The sequence below is a fragment of the Aquabacterium sp. A3 genome (genome assembly GCF_038069945.1).
Lineage (GTDB): Bacteria > Pseudomonadota > Gammaproteobacteria > Burkholderiales > Burkholderiaceae_C > Aquabacterium.
The window spans coordinates 121,785-142,633 of the sequence record NZ_JBBPEV010000006.1; the positions used below are offsets into that span (position 1 = coordinate 121,785).

Sequence of the window (20,849 nt, forward strand, 5' to 3'; positions counted from 1 at the left end):
ACCGACCTCAGGTGCGCTTGACCGCAAAGCTGTTGACGTAGGCTTCAGGCTTGGCCGGATCGAAGGCCTTGCCCATCACCTTGAAGCCGGGGTAGGCGCCTTCGGGTGCGGTTTCGCCCAACTGCTTCATGTACTTCTTGGCGTCGGTCAGCAAGAACACCTGCTCGGCGATCTGCTTGTAGTTCACATCGCCCTTCACATAGCCCCAACGCTTCATCTGAGTGAGCATCCACACCGCCATCGACTGCCAGGGGATGGGGTTGAAGTCGGCGCGGTCGGGCACGTTCTTCACGTTGCCCAGGCCATCGGCAAAGCGGCCCGTGAGCACCTGTTTGACCACCGCCTCGGGCTGGTTGAGGTACTGCGTGGGCGAGATGACCTTGGCGATCAGCTCGCGGTTCTTGGGCTGGCGGGCCATGGCCGCGGCCGTCAGCACGGCGCGGAACAGGGCGGCGAAGGTGTTGGGGTTCTGCTCGATGAACTCGCCGCTGGTGCCGAAGGCGCAGCAGGGGTGGCCATCCCACAGGTCTTTGGTGAGGATGTGGATGAAGCCGATTTCTTCATACACCGCACGCTGGTTGAACGGGTCGGGGCCGAGGTAGCCGTCGATGTTGCCGGCGCGCAGGTTGGCCACCATCTCGGGCGGCGGCACCACGCGGATCTGGATGTCGCGGTCCGGGTCCAGGCCCGCTTCGGCCACGTAGTAACGCAGCAGGAAGTTGTGCATGGAGTACTCGAAGGGCACCGCGAACTTGAAGCCCTTCCACATCTTGGGGTCGCGCTTGTCCTTGTGCTTGTTGGCCAGGGTGATGGCCTGCCCGTTCGTGTTCTGGATGGTGGCCACGTGCATGGGCTTGGGATTGGAGCCCAGCCCCATGCTGATGGCCAGCGGCATCGGCGACAGGAAGTGCGTGGCGTCGTACTCCTTGTTGATCATCTTGTCGCGGATGAGGGCCCAACCAGCCGTCTTGACCACGCTCACGTTCAAGCCCTGCTTCTTGTAGAAGCCCAGGGGGTGGGCCATGATCAAGGGCGTGGCGCAGGTGATGGGGATGAAGCCGATCTTGAGGTCTTTTTTCTCCAGCGGGGCGGCTTCTTGCGCCATGGCCTCCAGCGTGGTGAGGGGCATCACGCTGGAGATGGCCGCCATGGCCGTGCCCTTGCCCACCGCACGCAAGAAGCGACGGCGCTGGTCGTCTTGCGGGAACAAGGCCTTCATCATGCTGGCCTGGATGAACTCCCGGGCGTAGGTCTGGAAGTCTTCGGTCTCGCTGCGACGCTGCAGTTCTTGCGTGGCCTGCTCACGCGCCACGGCCGCGTTGTGCTCTTCCGGGCTGTGGTCTTGTCCGCATGCGCATTGCAGGCGCAGGGGGCGGTCGGCGTCGAAGGGATCGAAGTAACGTGACATGCGGGACTCCTGGTGCGCACCCTCGGGTGCAGGTCAGCGATGGGTTCACTGTAGGAATCCGCGCCTGTCGGCGCCATCACGAATCAGGTGATTTGTTTGTAGGGCTGGCACTACAGGGGGTGGCCGGGCAGCTCAGTCCAGCCAGGCCACCTGCACGGGCTCGCCATCCACGGCGGCCAGAACCCGAAACTGCTTGGGCGAGATCAATGCGCTGCCCGACGGTGCGCCATTGAGGTAGACCGCCTGCTGGAGCCGGTAGTCGCCGGGCTCCATCTCTTTGGGCACCGTCATGTTGAATGCGGTCTGGTAAGTGCCGGCCTCTCCCTGATTGGGTTGGCGCTTGCCCTTGAACCACTCCGTGCCGTACTTGTCGACGATGGCCACCTCGTGTTCGATCTTGACCGGCCCGCCGCTGCGCCCGGGCACCACGGTCAGGTCGGAGGTCACGTCCAGCGCCGCCTGCTTGCGCACCCTCCCGTCGGGCGACAGTTGCGTGCTGAAGGCTGTGACCATCGGCGCTGGCGGCAACTGCTTGTTGGCCTTGACGTACCCGGCCTTTACCTCCTGCTCGGTCTGGACGCGCTGTGCGGTGTAGGACTTGGCAAACTGGCAGCCCACATAAGCCGCCGCTGCGCACACCAATGCGGCCCGCACACGGTTGTTGCCATCGGCCACGGCGCCACACAGCAAGGAGGCCCCCATGGTCTCGAAGAAGCACTGCGGTGCCCCGGAGGCCTGAGGCCCCTGCCCGCCCGGTGTGGCACAACTGCTGAGCACGCCGACGCTCAGCACCACGCTGCAAAGCCTCAGGGTGCGAAACGACATGGCATCACGATTCATCATGGGTAGCTCCTGTGAGATGGACATTCAAGGGCGCAAGCGCCTCACCAAGGCCTGCCGCCGGCTCAAAAAATAGGCGCGGTCGCACCCCTCATCCAGCGCCTGGCCGGTGGCCTGGATGGCGCGCCCCAGGTCACCGTCACGCTCGTGACGGCGCACCGCCGCTCTCAGGGCATCACAGGGGTCGGCCACCGCCTGCGCCACACGCGCGGGCGAGGATCGAGCAGGCGGCTTGCTGACGGGGCGGGCGGGTGGTGCCGACGCATCGGGCACACGCGTCGAGGGCCCCAGGCCCAGATCCACGCTGGGCGGGGCGGGCAGTGGTGCGGTGGTGGATGGCAGGACCACGCTGGAGACCTGGGGCACGGGGGCCTCCGCCGCCGCAGTGGGCGGGGGCTGGTCGATGGCGGGCTTGCGGGTCAAGAAGGTGGTGAGCACAAAGGGCAGCGTCAGGGCCAGCGCGCCCATGCCGGCCCATCGGCGCCAGCCCGAGGGCAGGCGCCCGACCGGTTGGGGCGCAGGCGGATCAGGCGAAGGGGCGGCCAGCACCGATTCCAGCGCAGCACGCAGGCACTGCGCGCTGTCATGGCGTTGCGCAGGGTCTTTGGAGAGCACCTTCGTCAGCTGGCTCATGAGCGCCGCCGGGGGCTGCTGGCCGGACAGCACCAAGGGCGGCGGCGTGGCACGCACCTGCTGCTCCAGGATGTCGTATTCGGTGCTGCCCCGAAAGGGCACGTGGCCGGACAAGAGTTCGTACAACAGGATGCCGATGGCGTACAGGTCGGTGCGCTCATCCACCAGGTGCGGCGTGGTGATCTGCTCCGGGGCCATGTAGGCCACGGTGCCCAGTGCGTAGCCGGTGCGCGTCAGTGAGGTGGCTTGCTGCACGCGGGCAATGCCGAAGTCCATCAGCTTGAGGGCGCCTTGCGGGGTGACGATGGCGTTGCCGGGCTTGATGTCACGGTGCACGATGCCCGCCGCATGCGCCACCTCCAGGCCCCGGAGGGCCTGAATCACCAGCCCGACGGCCATCGGCCAGGGCAAGGCGCCCTCCTGCCGAAGCTTCACGTCGAGCGGGGTGCCCGCGACGTACTCCATTTCTATCCAGAAAAGGCCATCCTCCTGGAGCACCCGATGCACAGCGACGATGTTGGGATGGCTCAGGCGCGCCAGGGCACGGGCCTCAAGCATGAACCGCTCTGGCAGCCCGTCTTGTTGAGCCATGTCGGGGCGCATCACCTTGATGGCCACCTCGCGCTCCAGCACGCGGTCGGTGCCCCGCCAGACGGTGCCCATCGCCCCCTGACCCAGCGGTGTGACGTTGGCGTAATGTCTGCCCAGCGTGTCCAACACCGTCATCGTGTGGTCCCGTCAGTCAACGCTGGTCTGGGGCGACAGCAAGTCCATGCCGTATTTGATGGGAATGGCAAAGCTCAAGCGACTGTTGCCGGCAAAGAAGATGCCTGCCGCACGCCCTTGGCGATCAAACATGGGGCCACCGCTGTTGCCCTGCCCGGTGGCGTTGATGTCCAGTTGATAGGCGTCGCCCACCGTGCTGACGTAGGCTTCGGACTGCCCGTCCTTGCGATCTTGTGTGCCGCGAATCACCCGGCTGACCACCCCCGGGCTGACGGTCACCGAGGGCACGTCGGTGATGGTGGCCTTGCGATTGAAGGGATCCTGAGACGCCGTCTGCAGATACACCTCTGGCGCCGCCGCCGGGTACCCCATGACGACCACATCCTGCCCCTCTTTGAGGGAGGCCACCTCGTTCGGTGCGGGCAGATCCACCGCCACCAGCTTGCTGGGCGTGTCGATCTTGATCAAGGCCACATCGTGGGCATCGGAGACCTTGACCAACCTCGCCGGATGCCGGTCTTTGGACCGGGAGAAGACCACGTCCAGCACCTGCAACTGCCCCACGGCGCCGCCCCGAATGCCCGATCCGGAGCCCCCGCCGAGCGACGTGCTGCGCGCCGGCACCCATTGCCCCACGGCGCTGCGCAGTTGCGGCGTGACCGAGCCCAGCACGTGTTTTTCACCGCCGCTCAGAACCAGCAGACAAGGGCAACTGAGGATCTCGGGCATGTCGGTCTGCCACGATGCCGCCACGTGGCGGTTGGTGAGGATGAAGCCATCGGGCGACACCACGAACCCGGAGCCCGTGTGCGTGGAGCCGATGGCGCGCCCCTTGGCGGCGTTGAGCGTGAGCTTGGGCTCCACCGAGCCATCGCGGTGCTGGATGTAGACAGGCAAGGTCATGGCCTGCCCGTCTTTCAGGGTGATGCGTTCATGCTCGTGGAAGATCGTCTGGTTGGTGGCCTTGTGCACCAGCTTCCAGCTGACCTCGATCTTGACCGTGGCCGGCCCATACTGGCTGGCCACGCGTTCGGCCAGTGATTCGTGGGTGGGCATGCCTGCCGCCGTTGGCGGCAGGGCGTTGGCCGCGCCCTCGGGACCGGCAGAGGGCCGAACGTACAGGCCGGCCATCACGCCCACCGCGATCAAGGCGGTCATCAAGGCCACTGGCACCCAGCGTGGTCTGGACTTGTCCGTTGGCGGCATCGGCGTTGCCGCCGTGCCACCGCCTTCCGTGCGGCGGTTGCTGGCGGCCGTGACGGCAGGCATGGGGATGGTCTGGTCCACGCTGATCACGCGCGTGGGCGCTGCAGCCCGGATGACGCGCGTGGCCTTGGGCTGCTCGGGTGGGACGGGATCAAAGGCCAAGGTCAGCCGTGGCCCACCTTCGCCGAGGCTGATGACGTCTCCGTGCTGAAGCGTCGCCACACCCGACACCCGCGTGCCGTTGAGAAACAGGCCGTTGCTGCTGCCCTGGTCGGTCAGCGTGACCGGATCGGCGCCCGCCTTGAGGTGGATGAGCGCGTGCCGACGACTCACGACATCGTGGTTGTCGCTGAACTTGATGTGCGCACCCAGCTCACGCCCGATGACGATCGGCTCTTGCCGGTCGGCCGGGAATACGAACTCTTGGACCTGCGCCTGCCCGTCCATGACGTGGACGGTGAGCCGTTGGAGTGTCATGCCCTGTATCCCTGATGCTTGAACGCCTTGGTGCATTAGAGAAGTGGACGCGGCGTGACGCATCTATCAATTGATAGATGCCTGGTGGCGCCCCCTGGTTCGAGGGAATGAAAACGGCCAGCGCGCCGCCGCCTGATCCGCCCGGCCCATTGATCCACCGGGCCAGGATGGCTACACTGGATTTCACCAAATCAGGCATCGGGGTGGGCAGGCGCTGCACGGGTCATGACCCCATCCCCCGCGGGATGAGAACACATGGGACACGCACTCAGGGAAGTGCTGGACATGCTGCCCACGCCACTGTGGCTGCTGCAGGGTGATGGTCGCATCGAGTTTGCAAGCTCGGCGGCCCGCGCACTGGCGGCCCAGGATCAGGGCTGGCTTCATGTCCACCACCAGCAGGACCATCAGCAGGTGTGGCGCGTGGGGCACATGCCTGCACATGAATGGCAGCGTTTGCTGGCCGCGGCAGAGCCCGCCCGCCGACTGGTCTGGGCGCACCGGGGCGAACGCCCGGTGATCGGCACCGTGCAGCTGACGCCCTTGGACAGCGCGTCCGCCTGCCGCCAATGGTGGCCGCTGGCGCGTTGGGTCTTTGCGCTGGAGTTGCCTCACCCCTGGACGGACGAGCAACTGGCGCACCTCGTGAACCGTTATGCGCTGACCCTGGCGCAGCGCAACACCTTGAAGCTGCTGGTGGAGGGACGCAGCGTCGACGACATCGCCACCACCTTGCAGGTGAAGGTGGGCACCGTCCGCAGCCACCTGCACGAGTTGCTGTCCAAGACGGGATGCACCCGGCAGCTCGACCTGGTGCTGCTGGCCTTGGGCCGGTGAGCCCTCACCAGGCCGTCACACCATCAGCACCTGCTGTTTGACGGCGTACAGCGCCAGCTCCACATCGTTGCGCACCCCGGTTTTTTCAAGGATGCGGGCGCGGTAGGTGGACACGGTGTTGGGCGACAGATTGAGCGCCTGCGCGATCTGGCTGACGCTGCGCCCTTCAGCGAGCAGGCGAAACACCTGGTGCTCGCGCTGCGACAAGGCCTCGTGGGGTGGTCGCTCGGCCACCTCGCTGATGGAGGTGGCCAGCAGCTCGGCCACCGTGGGCGTGAGGTAGGCGCCACCGGCAGCCACCTTGCGGATGGCCGCCACCATGTCGTCGGGGTCGGCGCTCTTGTTGAGGTAGGCCTGCGCCCCTGCGCGCAGACAGCGCACCGCAAACTGCCGATCGGGATAGGTGCTGAGCATCACCACGCCCAGGCGTGGGTACTCGGCCTTGATCTGCTTGAGCACATCCAGCCCGTCTCGGCCTGGCAGGGCGATGTCCAGCAAGACCACGTCCAGCCCCTCGTCCATGCGGGTGCGGATCGCGCGCAGGGCCTCGGCCCCATCGGCGGCCTCGTCCACCACCTCGATGCCCTCGGCATCCCCCAGCACCTGACGCAGGCCCTGGCGCACGATGACGTGGTCGTCGACCAGCAAGACGCGGATGCTCGTGCTCATGTGGTTGCCTCCCGGTAACCGAAGCGAGGCCGCTGGGACGGTGCCGACGCGGGCGCCCGCAGGGGCATGCTGAGGATGACCTGGGTGCCCAGCCCGGGCTCGCTGCTGATCTGCACCCAGCCCCCGAAGTGCCCGGCACGCTCGCGCATGCCCATGACACCAAAGGCATCGTGGGACTCGAAGGCGCTGGGCGGGGCGCCCTTGCCGTTGTCCTTGACGAGCAGGGTCAGCTCGGCCGGTGTGGCCCGGATGCGGATGCACACCTGGGTGGCCTGGGCGTGGCGCGCCACGTTGCTGAGCATTTCCTGGAAGATGCGGAACACGGCGGTGGCCAGCGGCCCGTCCGGCGAGGGCAGGCCACCGGGCACGTCGATGCTGACCTCGCAGGGCAGCTCGCTGCTGTCGATGAAGTCCTGCACCTGCCATTCCAGCGTGGCCCACAGGCCCTGGTGGTCGAGGATGGAGGGGCGCAGGTCGGTGATGATGCGCCCGACGTTGGTCACCGCGTTGTCGATCAGGCCGCGCATGTTCTGGCACTTGCAGCGCAGCTCGGGCTGGCCGTCCAGGCGCTTTTCAAGCCAGCTGAGGTCCATCTTCATGCCCACCAGCAGGCTGCCCAGCTCGTCATGGATCTCGCGGGCGATGCGGGTGCGCTCGCCCTCGCGCACGCGCTCGATGTGGGCCTGCAGCTCACGCAACTGATTGACGGCCTGCGTCAGCGCCTGGGTGCGCTCGGTGACCCGCCGCTCCAGGGTTTCGTTGGACTGGCGCAGCAACTGCTCTTGCCGTTTGCGCTCGCTGATGTCCACGAAGGTGACGACCGCACCCAGCACCTGCCCGCCGTCCAGGATGGGGTAGGAGGTGTACTCCACCGGGAAGGCGGTGCCGTCCTTGCGCCACAGCACGTCGCTGTCGATGCGGCAGGCCACCCCGGCCCGGAAGGCGTGGAAGATGGGGCAGTGCTCGACCGGGTAATGCGCACCGTCGGGGTGGGTGTGGTGCGTGAGGTCGTGCATGTTGCGGCCCAGCACCTCGTGCAGCTCGTAGCCCAGCATGCGGGCGGCCGCCGGGTTGATGAAGCTGCACAGGCCCTCGGTGTCGACGCCGTAAATGCCTTCGCCGGTGCTGTCCAGCAGCAGGCGCAGGCGGTCGCGCCAGACCGCCGCGACCCGCTCATCGGAGGGGGGCAGCGGGACAGGGTCGACGAACGCCGCGCGGGCACTGATGGGCAGGTGGTCCATGCCGGCGGGTGGCAGCAAGAGCCGTGCCGGGTGCCGCCCGCCAGCGAGCCGTCAAGCCCCAAAGGCCGCGCGCAAGGCCTCGGCGGCCGCCTGGTGGGCCTGGGCGGCCTCGGGAACAAACCGGCCCATGTTGATGAAGTCGTGCAGCACGCCGGGCCACTCGCGCACCGTGACGGGCACGCCGGCCGCCCTCAGGCGCTCGGCGTACTGGTGGCCCTCGTCGGTCAGGGCATCACACTGGGCCAGCCCGATCCAGGCCGGCGCCACCCCTCGGTGGTCATCGGCATGCAGGGGCTCGCGATGCCAGCGCTGGGCGGGCCGCTCGCCACGGGCCTGCTGTTCAAACCAGCGCATCAGGGCCTCGGTGAGCAGGGTGCCTTGCGAGTAGCGCCGGAAGGACTCGGTGACCCCGCCCAGCTGCACCGAGGGGTAAAACAGCAGTTGCAGGGCCAGGGGGATGCCTTCATTGCGGGCGTGCAGCGCCAGCACCGATGCCAGGGTGCCGCCAGCGCTGTCGCCACCCACGGCCAGGCGACGGGTGTCCAGCCCCAGCGTGCCGCCGTGTTCGTGCAGCCAAGCCAGGGCGGCCATGCCGTCGTGCAGCCCGGCGGGGTATTTGTGCTCGGGCGCCAGACGGTAGTCGATGGCCACCACGGCCGCACCGCTGTGGTGCGCGATGTCTCGGCACATGGCCTCACAGGTGTCGATGCCGCCCACGACAAACCCGCCGCCGTGCAGGTACAGCAACACGGGCTGGCCCGGGGCGGTGGTGTCGGCCCAGAGGCGGGCAGGCACGTCGCCGGCCGGCCCCGGGATCCGGAAGTCTTCCACCCGGGCCAGGTCCCTGAGGGGCAAGCTCATCGAGCCCACACCCAGGCGGTACGACAGGCGGGCCTGTTCGGGCGGCAACTGGTGCAGGGGCGGAAAGCCCGCGCGCTGGATGCCGTCCATCAGGGCACGTGTGGCGGTGGTGAAGGGGTGTTCGTCGGGTTGCTGAGGTGCGGTCATGGGCAATCAGAGGGTTCAGGGCAGACTGACACGGATTTCCAGCACCTCCTGGGCGCTGTGGTCGATCTGCCGGGTGGACCAGGTGCCGGCCTGCTGGCGCTGCACCTGCTCGCCCCGGCGGGCCACCACGGTCCATTCTCCCAGAGGCACGGTGACCGTGCTGAGCACCTCGGTGCGCCGGCTCTGTCCGTCGGGCTCGTAGGCGCCACCGCCCGCCATGGTGAGGTCGCCGGCAGGCACCGGCCGCCGGGCACTGGCCTCCAGCTCGACCGTGACGGGGCCGCGCCCGCCCGGCCAGCGCGGGCGCACGGTCAGCCCCTCGCCCAGGTCCACCCAGTGCGTCTGGGTCACGGCCCAGGCCTGGGGGTTGGTACCAGGGGTGGCGCCGGGGGTGGCGCCAGGCACCACCCCGCCTTGCCAGGCCAGCTGCCAGGTGTTCACCGGCACGCTGCGCCCCATGAACACGCGGGCCTGCCCGCCGTTGAGCACCATCACCGACTGCACCTGGTCGTGCTGGCGACGGCCCGTCTGCACCGTGAGGCCCTGCGCCACCTGCGCCGCCACCTGGCGCTGCTCGGCCTGGGCCGAGACCCGCCAGCTGACCAGCAGGTTGGCGGCTGGCGCCTGCGCCCAGCTGGGCGATGCCAGCAGGGCGGCAGCCAGGGGCAGGGCCAGGCCACCCAGGCTTGGCCGCAGGCAAACACCTTGACACATCAGCATGTGTGGTCTCCGATCGTGACGTGCATCACGGTGCAAGCGTCAGAAATGCGGGGTGTGCAGGGGCGCATTTCCACCGCTCGAAAATTTTCCCATCGGCGATGCTCAAGTCCACGGCCAACAGGGTCGATAAGCGTTCAATCTGCCACAACGTGCGGCCCTCGGGTTGGCGTTTGTGGATCAGACCCACCTGGTTCCTTTCGAGATGGAGGCTGGCAATCATGCAGCTCGATGCACTGTTCAAGCAACCGCAGGCCCTTCCGGCCATTCCCAAGATCGTCCATGAGCTGATTGACAGCTTCAACAACCAGGACGTGTCGATTGATGAAATCGCCAAGAAACTGGCCGCAGACCCGGTGCTTTCCGCCCGGTTGCTGCGCCTGGCCAACTCGGCGTACTACCATGTCTCACGCACCGTGGGCACGGTCAATGACGCGCTGTCCATGCTGGGCTTTGTCACCGTGCGCACGCTGGTGATCAGCTCGGGCCTGACCGGCGGCTACAAGTCCATGCCGGGCATGGACCTTCAGAAGTTCTGGCGTTACAGCATGCACACGGCCGCCGTGGCAGGCTGGGTGGCCAAACAGGCTGGGGTCAACCGCGATCAGGCGTTCACGGTGGGACTGATGCATGCCATCGGTGAGCTGGTGATGCACGCCGGCATGCCCGAGCAGATGCTGCAGATCGACAAGATGGCCTCGCCCATGGACGCCCGCCGCATTGACATCGAGCGCACCTCGTTTGGCTACACCTTCGCCAACGTGGGCGCCGAGCTGGCCAAGCAGTGGCGCTTTCCCACGGCGTTCGTCGACGCCATCGCCAACTTCCCCGAGCCGCTGACCACGGAGCCCTTGAATCAGGTGGCCGCCTGCATCCACCTGGCGGCCTGGCGTGCCCGTGCCGAGCACAATGGCCTGAACCAGGACGAAATGGCCGCCACGGTGCCTGGCGATGTGTGCAAGGCCCTGGGCCTGAGCCCCGAGACCTTCCTGACCGAGATGCCCCCCCTGGCCGAACTGTGTGAGGGCCTGGAGGCGTTGCTGAGCTGAGCCTAGGCAACCCAGCGGCCCCGGCCCTGGCGATCAGATCGCCAACGGGTCCACGTCCACCGCCCAGCGGAGCAGTCCGTTGCGGCGGTGTTCTTGCGCCTGGGCCAGCCACACGGGCTGCAGGTGCTGCAACAGACGCTGCAGTGCCAGGCGGTGGGCTGACTCGATCAGGGCCTGGGCCCGCTCGATGTTGGCCACCCGCTGCACCGGCGTGGGCACGGGCGGGTACAGCGCCAGGGGCGATGCCTCTCCCGTGGACGCCAGGTGGTCTTGCGCCGCCTGCAAGGCCGCTTGCAAAAAGCCCTGCGCCGCCGCCTGGGTCTTGCCCTCGGCGCGCAGCATGGCCAGGCTGGCGTGAGGCGGCAAGCCGGCCATGGCCCGCTCCTTGAGCTGCTGCGCGGCAAACCCGGCGTAGTCGTACTGCCTCAGGCTCTGGTACAGGGCGTGGGTGGGGTGCCAGGTCTGCAGCCACATCTCGCTGTGGCCCGCCACCTGTGCGTCTCGGCCAGCCCGCCCCGCCGCCTGCATCAGCAAGGCGAACTGGCGCTCGGCCGCGCGAAAGTCGCTGGCAAAGAGCGCGGCATCGGGGTTGACCGCCGCCACCAGCGTGATGCGCCGGAAGTCATGGCCCTTGGCCACCATTTGCGTGCCCACCAGCACGTCCACCTCGCCGGCGTGCACGCTGGCCAGTTGCGCCTCCAGCGCCCCCTTGTGGCGCGTCACGTCAGCATCGATGCGGCCAATGCGGGCCCCGGGCAGGGCCTCGGCGAGTTGCTCCTCCAGGCGCTCGGTGCCCCGGCCCACGGGCGCGATGTCCTGATTGCCGCAATCAGGGCAGGCACGCGGCACCCGCTCGGTGTAGCCGCAGTGGTGGCACCGAAGGGTGCGGTCGGCCTTGTGAAAGACGCGCCAGGCGCTGCAGTGCGGGCAGCCGCTCTTCCAGCCGCAATCGCCACAATGCAGCACCGGGGCGTAACCCCGTCGGTTGAGCAGCACCAGGCTTTGTTCGCCACGCTCGATGCGTTCGGTGATGGCGGCCAGCAACGGGCTGGCCAGGGGCGGGGCGGACTCGCCCCGGGGGGGCTTGGGCTCACGCGACAAGTCCAGCACACGCACGGCGGGCATCTGTCCGTCGCCCACGCGCGCGGGCATGGCCAGCAGACCGTAGCGTCCAGCGCCGCCCTCGGCCACGGGCAGCGCGTTGTGCCAGGTCTCCAGGCTGGGGGTGGCCGAGCCCAGCAGCACCGGCACCTGGCGCTGCCGGCCACGGTAGACGGCCAGGTCGCGGGCAGAGTAGCGCGCCCCATCCTGTTGCTTATAGCTGGGGTCATGCTCTTCGTCGACCACGATCAGGCCCAGGCGCGGCAGGGGCGTGAAGATGGCCAGCCGCGTGCCCAGCACGATGTCGGCATGCCCCAGGTGGGCCATCAACCAACCCTGCAGGCGCTGTGCGGGCGTCAGGCCACTGTGCAACGACACGATGCGCCGCCCCGCAAAGCGCGCCGCGACACGGGCTTCCAGCTGTGGCGTGAGGTTGATTTCGGGCACCATCATCAGCACCTGGCCACCGGCTTGCAGCACCCGCTCGGTCTGGCGCAGGTACACCTCTGTCTTGCCGCTGCCGGTGCTGCCCCAGAGCAAATGGGGTTGCGCAGGGCCGTCGGCCAGGCGGTCCAGGGCTTGCGCCTGCTGGGGGGTCAACGATGGCGAGGATGGCGGGGACGCGGCCTCGGGGTCGAGGCCCTCGCCCGACGCCAGACGTTTGTGCAAACGCTTGAGACGCCGCTGCCACTGCGTGGCATCGAGCTCTCTGAGCTCGGGTGGCAGCACCATCAGGGCCATTTCGCCCAGGCTGCGCTGGTAGTACTGGGCCGCAAACGCCACCAGGGCACGCCAGTCATCGGGCAAGGGCGGCAGATCGGCCAGCACCTCTGCCACGGGTTTGAGCTCGCCCGCGTAGGCGGCCCCGTCGTCTGCTGGTGCGGCCAGGGCCCACACCATGCCGGTGACGGTGCGGCGGCCCAGGGGCACCCGCACCAGGCTGCCTGGCGAAAGAGGTTGAGGGCTGAGGTAGTCCAGCGGGGCCCACAGACCGCTGTGCTGGGGGGCCTCGACGACCACCCCGACGCGGTGCTGGGGCGGGTCGGTGGGGTTCATGCGTGTCGGTGAAATTCTGACAGAGCCATGAACTGTTGATGACAAGTGCTTGATTCTGGCGGGGTTCCCCCTTATCCCCGGTGGCTGTGGACAACTTTGTGGGAAAGCCTTGCAAATGCGCGCTAAATGCTTGTCAGACCGGGGTTTGCCTTGGATTGCCTCAAGATGAGGCAATCGTTTTACACCTATATGAATCAAGCACTTAGCGCGTTCGCCGTTCGCATATGGCATAACACAGCCCTTGCCCCAGCGCGGTGCACCCGCTCGAACAAAAATGGGGATAAGCGCAACAGTCACCGCCTGATGCAAGGGTAATCCCTAGTTGCCGCTTGTCTGACACGGCTTGTCAGCGTTCGTGAACTGCGTCACGCCTGGCCGGCTCACCGCGGCATCCATGACCGCCCCCATGGCCAGATGGCCAGACCGTGGATCAAGGCTTTAGCCTCGACAATGCAATGCGTGGCTGCAGATGTGCTCGCTAAGTGCTTGATTCATTTGGGCACAAGTTTGGCAACCAAGCTGTGGATAACTTTGTGGGCAAACCTGGGGCATCGCGCGATGCGCCCATCAGCCCACGGGTTTTCACGCACTTGGCGCACATCGACAAGAAAACGAAATTTCCTTGTCAATCAATGACTTGCGCCATTTTCTCGGGCTGTGGCCATGGGGATGAATTCATGCACAGGCTCCGGCGCCCGCTTGCCCTGTTTTGGGGATAAGTGAGCTTCTGCTATCACAAACTTCGGCGCGTTCACGCACTTTCGCACCCGATTTTTGTGCTACGCATCAAAGAACTTTCGAACGACCGTACGAAAATGCCTGCCGCTTGCGTCAGCCGCCGTCAGAAACAGGTATGCTAGTCAAGCGCCCCCAGCAGGTCGCCACCTGCCGGGTGCATTCGTTCAACCCATCATCATTTTGAGAGAGACACGATGAGCTTCTCCATCGAATCCAAACTCGGCGACCTGCTCGACAACGAAGCCACCAAGGCCATCCTGGAAAAGCACATGCCCGGCATTTCCACCCACCCCCAGATCGGCATGGGCAAAGGTTTCGCCCTGTCGATGGTGGCCAAGTTCTCGGGTGGCCTGATCACCGACGAGATGCTGCAAAAGGTCAACGCCGACCTGGCCGCCCTGGGCTGATTCAGCCCTGTGGCCTGCGCCGCATGAGCCTCCCGCCCGGGAGGCTTTTTTCATGGCCCTGCGCAGGCGCCGGCCTCACCAGTTCTCGGTGGGCAGACTGCACTCGGCGGCACCGGGGTACACGTCGCAACGCAGGCGCTTGAGGATCTTCAAGCCACGCTTGTCATAAAAACCCTTGTTGGCCATCTCGATGCGTCCGTCGCGCATCAACTGCACATAACGCTGCGCATCGGCTGGGCTGGGGTCCATCCACAAGGCCGCCGGGATCGCGGCATCGGCCTGCCGCGTCAGCTGCAAGACCTGGTCAAAGCGGCTCAACCACACCTCGCGCGACTTCTGCCCGTAGCCGGCGGGGAAGCGGTCAGGACGAAACACCATCTGGTACGTGAGGATGGTCAGGGGAAAGCGGTGCACCGCCCCCTTGGTGCCCAGGCCCTTGTTGAGCTCCAGCGGTTTGTACGCCAGCGAAGGCGCCATGATCACGTCCACATTGCCGTTGTTGAACATGGTGCCGAAGTTGGTGACGTCCACGGCCACAGGACGGGCCCCCACCTGGCTGATCAGCTCGGCCTGCGCCTTGTCGTGGTCGAACGCCGCCACGCGCTTGCCAGAGGCCGCCTCCAGGTTGGAGATGGCGCGATCATTGACGAACGCATAAGCCGCCCCCATGGGCACAATGCCCCCCACCTCGTGCCCGCCCTGCACCATCAGGTGCGCGGCCTTGGGCGAGGCATAGGTCTGGATGGCGCGGCGCACCACCTCTTCGCTGGCGGCCATGTCCAGTCGGCCGTCCTTGACGATCGTGGAGGCGCCCACCGAGTCCAGCGCGGCGGTCAGGGGATTGAAGGCGCGCGTGCGCAGGGCCGTGGCCATCACCGCATCACACTGCCCCGTGCGGTAGTCTTCCACCGCCACACGCTCATCGATGTAGACCTTGAGCTCCAGATCGGCGCCGTGTCGCTGCATCTCGAGCGCGTAATCTTTGGCCGTGTTGAAGGCATCGCCGTTGGCGCCGAGGATGTCGAAGACACACACCTTCTGCTTGGCCTGCACCCCGGCACCCGAAAGCGCCAGCACCGCAGCCACCAGCACAGGTTGAAACATTTGACGCATTTGAACTCCTTTGATCGCACCCGCACCACCCAAGGTGGGCAAGCACCCACGCGTTGGGTGAGCGCCATTTTGCGCGGGATGAAAACAACTCGCCGTGACGCGATACGTTAAATTTGGGTCGGTAAATGGGTTTACCCACCCCCTTGTTTGGAGGGGAGCCCCCCGAGGCCTGCGGAATATGCCACGCCATACTGGCAATCACCCTAGGGCGCGCCGGCGTCGCTTCCCTTAGCCTGATATCCTGCTTGAATGCTACAGCGGGTGCGAGGTGCACCAGCCGCATTCTTTGTTCACCCGTCACGAGAGATTGCGAGGAAATCATGAAACACATTGCACGCAAGTCCCTGATCGCTTCAGCCCTGCTGCTGGCTTTCGGCGCTGCCCAAGCTGAAGTCCAAACCTTTTTCATCGGTGAAGAGTTCGATGGCCTGACCGCCACCGGCTCCGGCACCCTGACCCTGTCGAGCAACCTGATCGCCGCCATGAACGTCGGTCAGATCGCGTTCGAAGAGTTTGGTGGCGCCACCGCCAACATCACCCGCGATGCATCGGGCGCCTACACCTCGCTGGCCGTGTCGGCCGAAGGCACCTCGCTGACCATCGACACCGCCACCCGCGACGTGATCGGCCTGACCACCACCGGTGGCGCCACCCTGACGGCCACCGCCATCAATGGCGTGTCCTCGGGCGGCTTCCTGACCATCTCCGACATCGCCTTCAACGTGCCCACCAAGACCGTGTTCGCCACGGTGATCGGTGGCAACGGCGTGGGCACCGTGAGCAACGTGGCCCTGTGGCAGGCCGCCAGCCTGACCGGTGGCACCACCGTGGAAGGCCCTGGCATCTACGAAAACTCGATCACGGGTCTGAGCATCACCACCCAAGGTTTCGACCTGTTCAAGCAGGCCCTGGGCCTGCAGTTCCTGGGCCTGGCCGCCCTGGGTTCGGTGGAAGACTACGGTTCGGTGAACTCGACCATCATCGCCACGGCCGTGCCTGAGCCCAGCACCTACGCCCTGATGGGCCTGGGTCTGGTCGGTCTGGGTCTGGTGGCCCGCCGCCGTCAAGCCGCCTGATCACGGCTGAGCGGTCTCGCACCTGAAGAACCCGGCCTCGTGCCGGGTTTTTTCATGGGGGGCTGGCCGGCAAGGGCCGCCACCATCCTTCGTCATCGCCCCAGCGCACCCAGGCTCGCTGGCCATCGTCGTGCCAGGCGATGGTCGTGTGCCGCTGGCCACCTCGGCTGGCCGGCAGGCTGGACAGCACGATGTCACACCGCGTGCCTTCGCAGCGCCCCAGGCTCAGCTCGTGGTCGAGCCAGCTCAGCGCATCGTCGGGCTGGTGCAGCAGCAGGTCATGCAAGGTCAAGCCCGGCTGCAGGCCCCGCGGCCAGCGGCCTCGGCGTGGCCGCAGGTACACCCGCCATGGCCCCGCCCCCAGCAACACGCGACCGTCGTCATGGCCGTCGGCATCCAGGCCCTGGAGGCACCAGACCTCGTCGGCCTGCCAGGCCGTGCCCGGCTCACGCACCCACACCTGGCTGCGATCGGAATGGGTGTCGATCTCGATGCAACGCTCGGGCTGGTCGAAGAGCAACCATCCCGCGTCCGACTGCAGGCTGGGTGGCTGAAAATCCACGCGAGGCAGCCAGTGGGCCACCTCGCCCTCCGGGTGGGCGTCCAGGTGGCACACCCCCCAACACGCCTGCTGCTCGGTCAGCGCGGCCAGCTGCATGGGCGCCAGATCGCACAGGGGCACGGCAGGCACCCCCCGCTCGGCAGGCTCTTGCATCCACTGTGCAAACCAGGGCCCGGCTTGCAGGCGCACCACCGTGGGCCGCTGGGCGGAGACGGTCGAGCCCGCCTCGTCATCAGGAAGCACTTGCAGGCGCCGCCAGACGCCCGCCAGATCGGAGCGGAAGGATGAGCTTGCCGGGTTCATGCGCATGCGTCGGCCCCCCCGTGGAGCCAGACCCAGGCCACATTGTGACGCGTGCGTGGCCGACACGCCACCGTGATCCCCCCACAGCGCACGGTCAGCGCACGGTCAGCGCCCCGTGCACGCCGTCAAGGAGCCTCACGCGGGCAAGAGGCCATCGGCCCGCAGCAAGGCCTCCAGGCACTGTTGCTGCACGCCGTAGAAGGACTTGAGGTCGTGGATCTGGGCCGCCACCTCGCCCAGGTCCCGGGCCTGGGGGCGCTTCACCGCCAGGATCATCTTGTTCTTGTTGGTGTGCTCCAGCGAGATGAACTCGAACACCTGGGTGTCGTAGCCGGCGGCCTCCAGCAAGAGCGCACGCAAGCCATCGGTCAGCATCTCGGCCTCTTGGGCCTGGTGGATGCCATGCTTGAGCAATGGCCGCAAGGGATGCGGGCTGAGCAGTTGAGGCCTCACCTCCTTGTGGCAGCACGGCGAGCACAGGATGATCTGAGCCCCGGCCCGGATGCCCAGGTGGATGGCGTGGTCGGTGGCGGTGTCGCAGGCGTGCAGCGCGATCATCACGTCCAGCGCCTCGGGGTGGTAGTGGCGCACGTCACCCTGTTCGTAGGCCATGCCCTGCAGATGCAAGGTGTCGATCACGCGCTGGCACAGCTGCACCAGCTCGTCACGCAGTTCCACCCCGGTCACGCGGGCCTGGCGCTGCAGGGTGTGCGTCAGCCAGTCGTGCACGGCAAACGTCAGGTAGCCCTTGCCCGACCCAAAATCCACCACATGGATGGCCGGCTGCTGGGCCAGGGCCGAGCGCTCCAGCGCGGCGCCCAGCACCTCGATGAACTTGTTGATCTGCTTCCACTTGCGCGACATGGCCGGGATGAGCTGGCCCTGGGCATCGGTGACGCCCAGCTCGCGCAGAAACGGCCGAGACAGCGCCAGCAGTCGGTGCTTCTCGCGGTTGTGCTGCACGGGGGCCGCCGTCGGCTGGGCCGGTGTGGCGGCACGGCGTCCCACACGCAGGCTGGCTTTGCCTTTTTTGCTCACCGCCAGTTGAACCTCTTCGGTGGGCGTGAACAGGTGGGCGTTGCGGAAGGCGCCGGTACACAAGCAATCGGCCAGGGCGCTGATGGCCTCGGCCTCGGGCAGGTTCTTGGTGATGTCCTTGGTGGGAAATCGGTAGACCAGGCTGAGGTGCGGCTGCCCCTTGAGCACCACCGGGCGCACCATCAGGCGCTGCAAGGACGTGCCCAGCGCATCGATGTCGGGCCGCCCCCCCTGGTAAGCCACCAGCAGCACCTGTTCACACTGGCCCTGCGACAGCGCAGCGCCCAAGCGCTGAAGAAAGCGCGCCACAGAGGGGTCGGATGGCCCGTCGGCCGGCGCTGCGGTGGCCATGACCGGCGCGGTCACGCTCACGCCTGGCGAGGCGCTTTGGGACGGCGCGCTGCCCCGGAGCGGTCACCCGAACGATCACCTGGGCGATCGCCACGGGGGCGGTCGGTTCGGCCGCGCGGGTCTTGGCCGCCGGGACGGCCTGGACGGCCGTGGCGGGCCGGACGCTGGTCGCCACGGGCGGCGTCTTCCTGCGCCTCGGCACGTGCCTGGGCCAGGGTGGCGGCCAGTTGCTCGGCCGACACGCCCTTGAGCGCGCAGAAGTTGGCCTCGGTGAGGGTGGTGCGCTCGAAGTCGCGCAAAAGGCTGGCGCGCTCACGGCGGCCCTTGAGCTCTTCCTCGCGGCGGGCGTCACGCAACTGACGGCGACGCTTGAGCTCATCGGCCGCCACCTGGCGGTGTTCGTCGCTGAGTTCGCCGGCGGGCTGTCCGTCCAGGTCAAAACGGTGGGTGGCCTTGCTCACGGCGATCAGGTAGGAGGTGGCCCCGGTGTGGCGACGCAAAAACGCCGACAAGGCCTGCTTGCTGAACTCGCCGGGCGCGCGCTCCTGGATGTCGGCCTGGATGCGCAGCTTCAGCGGCTTGGGCTGGCCGGCAAACAGGGCCGGAAACAAGGCGGCCAGACGGGCGCCGGTTTCTGCGGGCGAGGCACCGGCGGTCGCCGCGGCAGGCGCGGTCTGGTCGGGGGTCGCAGGCTCGGTATCGGCGGTCACGACGGGCGTGGTCTCGGGCGTGGACATGGTGTCGGCTGAAATGTGCATAAACCTCGATTGTGAACCCAGTCGCGGTGGCACCGGCCCTGGGCGGACGCTGGACTCAGCCCGGCATCATCCCAGGCGCCGCGCCAGCAAGGCCCCGGCGTAACGATCAGGCAGAGGCACCCGCACATGCAGCGGGCTGCCCGGCGCGGCGGTGATGGGCTCGCCGTCCAGGTTGCGCATGGCGTCCAGCACGATCTCGATGTTGCCCGAGGGGTGGATGACCTCCAGGCGGTCGCCCACATCGAAGCGGTTCTTGACCACCACCTCGGCCCAGCCGGCCTCGATGCCCTTGACCTCGCCGACGAACTGGCTGCGCTGGAAGGTGGAGTGGCCGGTGATGTAGTTTTGATAGTCCTGCGAGGGACGGCGCTCCAGCAGGCCGCCGGTGTAGCCCCGGTTGGCCATTCCTTCGAGCTGCAGCAGCAGGTCGGGGTTGAAGGGGCGGCCGGCCTGCGCATCGTCGATGGCCTGGCGGTACACCTGGGCCACGCGCGCCACGTAATAAAGCGACTTGGTGCGGCCTTCCACCTTCAGTGAATCAACCCCGATCTTGACCAGGCGCTCGACGTGCTCGACGGCGCGCAGGTCTTTCGAGTTCATGATGTAGGTGCCGTGCTCGTCTTCCATGATGGGCATGAGCTCGCCCGGGCGACCGGCTTCCTCGATCAGGTAGACCTCGTCGGCGGCCGGGTGGCGCTGGCCGTCGCCGCAGGCCGAAAACGACTTCTCGGCCGCTTCCTGCTCTTGCGCGAAGTTGAAATCCCCCTCCAGCTTGATGGGGATGACCTCGCCCGTGTCGCTGGCCTGGGTGCCCGCGTGGGTTTTGTACTCCCAGCGGCAGGCATTGGTGCAGGTGCCCTGGTTGGGATCACGCCGGTTGAAGTAGCCCGACAGCAGGCAGCGGCCCGAATACGCGATGCACAGCGCCCCGTGCACGAACACCTCCAGCTCCATGTCGGGGCATTCCTGGCGGATGCGCTCGATCTCGTCCAGGCTCAGCTCACGCGAGAGGATGATGCGCTCCACCCCCAGCTTCTGCCAGAACTTGACGGTGGCGAAGTTGGTGGTGTTGGCCTGCACCGAGAGGTGGATGGGCACGTGCGGCCAGTTGCCGAACTCCATCTGCTCGCGCACCATCATGATCAGGCCCGGGTCGGCCATGATGATGCCGTCAGGCCGCATGTGGACGATGGGCTCGATGTCGCGCAGGTAGGTGCGGATCTTGTCGTTGTGCGCGATCAGGTTGCTGGTGAGGTAGAACTTCTTGCCCCGCTGGTGGGCTTCTTCGATGCCCTGCTGGATTTGCTCCAGGCGGAAATCGTTGTTGCGCGCGCGCAGGGAGTAGCGCGGCTGGCCGGCATAGACGGCGTCGGCGCCAAAGTCATAGGCGGCGCGCATTTTGTCGAGCGATCCGGCAGGAAGAAGCAATTCGGTGGTTCTGGGCATGACCCGGATTGTGCCTTGCGGGCACTGTGTGTTCTACTGAATTCCGGCTGCAGCATCGGGCCTTGAACGTGTGACGGCGTTCGCATCCA

18 protein-coding genes are annotated in these 20,849 nt (G+C 66.9%); 4 read left to right on the forward strand and 14 right to left on the reverse strand.

Annotation, left to right across the window (positions count from 1 at the left end; genetic code table 11):
• Positions 1-7 precede the first annotated feature (7 nt).
• From WNB94_RS16305 to WNB94_RS16320, 4 genes are all read right to left on the reverse strand, one after another.
• Complete coding sequence (locus WNB94_RS16305; RefSeq protein WP_341391429.1) at positions 8-1,408, reverse strand: CmpA/NrtA family ABC transporter substrate-binding protein; 1,401 nt, start codon at positions 1,406-1,408, stop codon at positions 8-10.
• Positions 1,409-1,540: 132 nt separating this feature from the next.
• Entirely contained in the window at positions 1,541-2,251 is a 711-nt protein-coding gene (locus WNB94_RS16310) for a hypothetical protein (RefSeq protein WP_341391430.1), read from the reverse strand.
• A gap of 24 nt (positions 2,252-2,275) precedes the next feature.
• Complete coding sequence (locus tag WNB94_RS16315; protein ID WP_341391431.1) at positions 2,276-3,607, reverse strand: serine/threonine-protein kinase; 1,332 nt, start codon at positions 3,605-3,607, stop codon at positions 2,276-2,278.
• A 12-nt stretch (positions 3,608-3,619) separates the two neighbouring features.
• A complete protein-coding gene (locus tag WNB94_RS16320) occupies positions 3,620-5,290 on the reverse strand; it encodes a trypsin-like peptidase domain-containing protein (protein ID WP_341391432.1) in 1,671 nt (556 codons plus the stop codon).
• A 255-nt stretch (positions 5,291-5,545) separates the two neighbouring features.
• On the opposite strand from WNB94_RS16320, the gene WNB94_RS16325 reads away from it, so the two are divergent.
• The gene (locus WNB94_RS16325) at positions 5,546-6,127 is read left to right on the forward strand and encodes a helix-turn-helix transcriptional regulator (RefSeq protein WP_341391433.1); all 582 of its coding nucleotides are present in this window, start codon (positions 5,546-5,548) and stop codon (positions 6,125-6,127) included.
• Between the two features lie 15 nt (positions 6,128-6,142).
• Here WNB94_RS16325 and WNB94_RS16330 read toward each other — a convergent pair whose 3' ends face one another.
• Genes WNB94_RS16330 through WNB94_RS16345 form a run of 4 tightly spaced genes read right to left on the reverse strand, consistent with a single transcriptional unit; the run spans position 6,143 to position 9,765 of the window.
• Positions 6,143-6,796 carry a response regulator gene (locus WNB94_RS16330; protein WP_341391434.1) on the reverse strand — a complete coding sequence of 218 codons (654 nt, stop codon included), beginning with the start codon at positions 6,794-6,796 and terminating at the stop codon, positions 6,143-6,145.
• Complete coding sequence (locus WNB94_RS16335) at positions 6,793-8,055, reverse strand: PAS domain-containing sensor histidine kinase (protein ID WP_341391435.1); 1,263 nt, start codon at positions 8,053-8,055, stop codon at positions 6,793-6,795. Before WNB94_RS16335 ends, WNB94_RS16330 begins: the two co-directional genes overlap by 4 nt.
• 33 nt (positions 8,056-8,088) lie before the next feature.
• Positions 8,089-9,045, reverse strand: coding sequence for an alpha/beta hydrolase (locus tag WNB94_RS16340; RefSeq protein ID WP_341391436.1), 957 nt, complete (start codon positions 9,043-9,045; stop codon positions 8,089-8,091).
• A 15-nt stretch (positions 9,046-9,060) separates the two neighbouring features.
• Complete coding sequence (locus tag WNB94_RS16345; RefSeq protein WP_341391437.1) at positions 9,061-9,765, reverse strand: hypothetical protein; 705 nt, start codon at positions 9,763-9,765, stop codon at positions 9,061-9,063.
• Positions 9,766-9,983: 218 nt separating this feature from the next.
• Between WNB94_RS16345 and WNB94_RS16350 the strand changes: the two genes are divergently transcribed.
• A complete protein-coding gene (locus WNB94_RS16350; protein ID WP_341391438.1) occupies positions 9,984-10,811 on the forward strand; it encodes an HDOD domain-containing protein in 828 nt (275 codons plus the stop codon).
• A gap of 33 nt (positions 10,812-10,844) precedes the next feature.
• On the opposite strand, the gene priA is transcribed toward WNB94_RS16350, so the two are convergent.
• Entirely contained in the window at positions 10,845-12,968 is a 2,124-nt protein-coding gene (gene priA / locus WNB94_RS16355; RefSeq protein ID WP_341391439.1) for a replication restart helicase PriA, read from the reverse strand.
• A 932-nt stretch (positions 12,969-13,900) separates the two neighbouring features.
• On the opposite strand from priA, the gene WNB94_RS16360 reads away from it, so the two are divergent.
• A complete protein-coding gene (locus WNB94_RS16360; protein WP_341391440.1) occupies positions 13,901-14,113 on the forward strand; it encodes a hypothetical protein in 213 nt (70 codons plus the stop codon).
• A 75-nt stretch (positions 14,114-14,188) separates the two neighbouring features.
• On the opposite strand, the gene WNB94_RS16365 is transcribed toward WNB94_RS16360, so the two are convergent.
• Positions 14,189-15,226 carry a putative solute-binding protein gene (locus tag WNB94_RS16365; RefSeq protein ID WP_341391441.1) on the reverse strand — a complete coding sequence of 346 codons (1,038 nt, stop codon included), beginning with the start codon at positions 15,224-15,226 and terminating at the stop codon, positions 14,189-14,191.
• Between the two features lie 320 nt (positions 15,227-15,546).
• On the opposite strand from WNB94_RS16365, the gene WNB94_RS16370 reads away from it, so the two are divergent.
• Positions 15,547-16,302: a PEP-CTERM sorting domain-containing protein gene (locus WNB94_RS16370; RefSeq protein ID WP_341391442.1), complete on the forward strand. Its 756-nt coding sequence runs from the start codon at positions 15,547-15,549 to the stop codon at positions 16,300-16,302.
• A 52-nt stretch (positions 16,303-16,354) separates the two neighbouring features.
• Here WNB94_RS16370 and WNB94_RS16375 read toward each other — a convergent pair whose 3' ends face one another.
• From WNB94_RS16375 to trhP, 4 genes are all read right to left on the reverse strand, one after another.
• The gene (locus WNB94_RS16375; protein ID WP_341391443.1) at positions 16,355-17,167 is read right to left on the reverse strand and encodes a hypothetical protein; all 813 of its coding nucleotides are present in this window, start codon (positions 17,165-17,167) and stop codon (positions 16,355-16,357) included.
• 135 nt (positions 17,168-17,302) lie between these two features.
• Complete coding sequence (locus tag WNB94_RS16380; RefSeq protein WP_341391444.1) at positions 17,303-18,571, reverse strand: class I SAM-dependent methyltransferase; 1,269 nt, start codon at positions 18,569-18,571, stop codon at positions 17,303-17,305.
• A gap of 2 nt (positions 18,572-18,573) precedes the next feature.
• On the reverse strand, positions 18,574-19,293 hold the full coding sequence (locus WNB94_RS16385; protein ID WP_341391445.1) for a ProQ/FINO family protein: 720 nt from the start codon (positions 19,291-19,293) through the stop codon (positions 18,574-18,576).
• 87 nt (positions 19,294-19,380) lie between these two features.
• Complete coding sequence (gene trhP / locus WNB94_RS16390) at positions 19,381-20,760, reverse strand: prephenate-dependent tRNA uridine(34) hydroxylase TrhP (RefSeq protein ID WP_341391446.1); 1,380 nt, start codon at positions 20,758-20,760, stop codon at positions 19,381-19,383.
• Positions 20,761-20,849 lie beyond the last annotated feature (89 nt).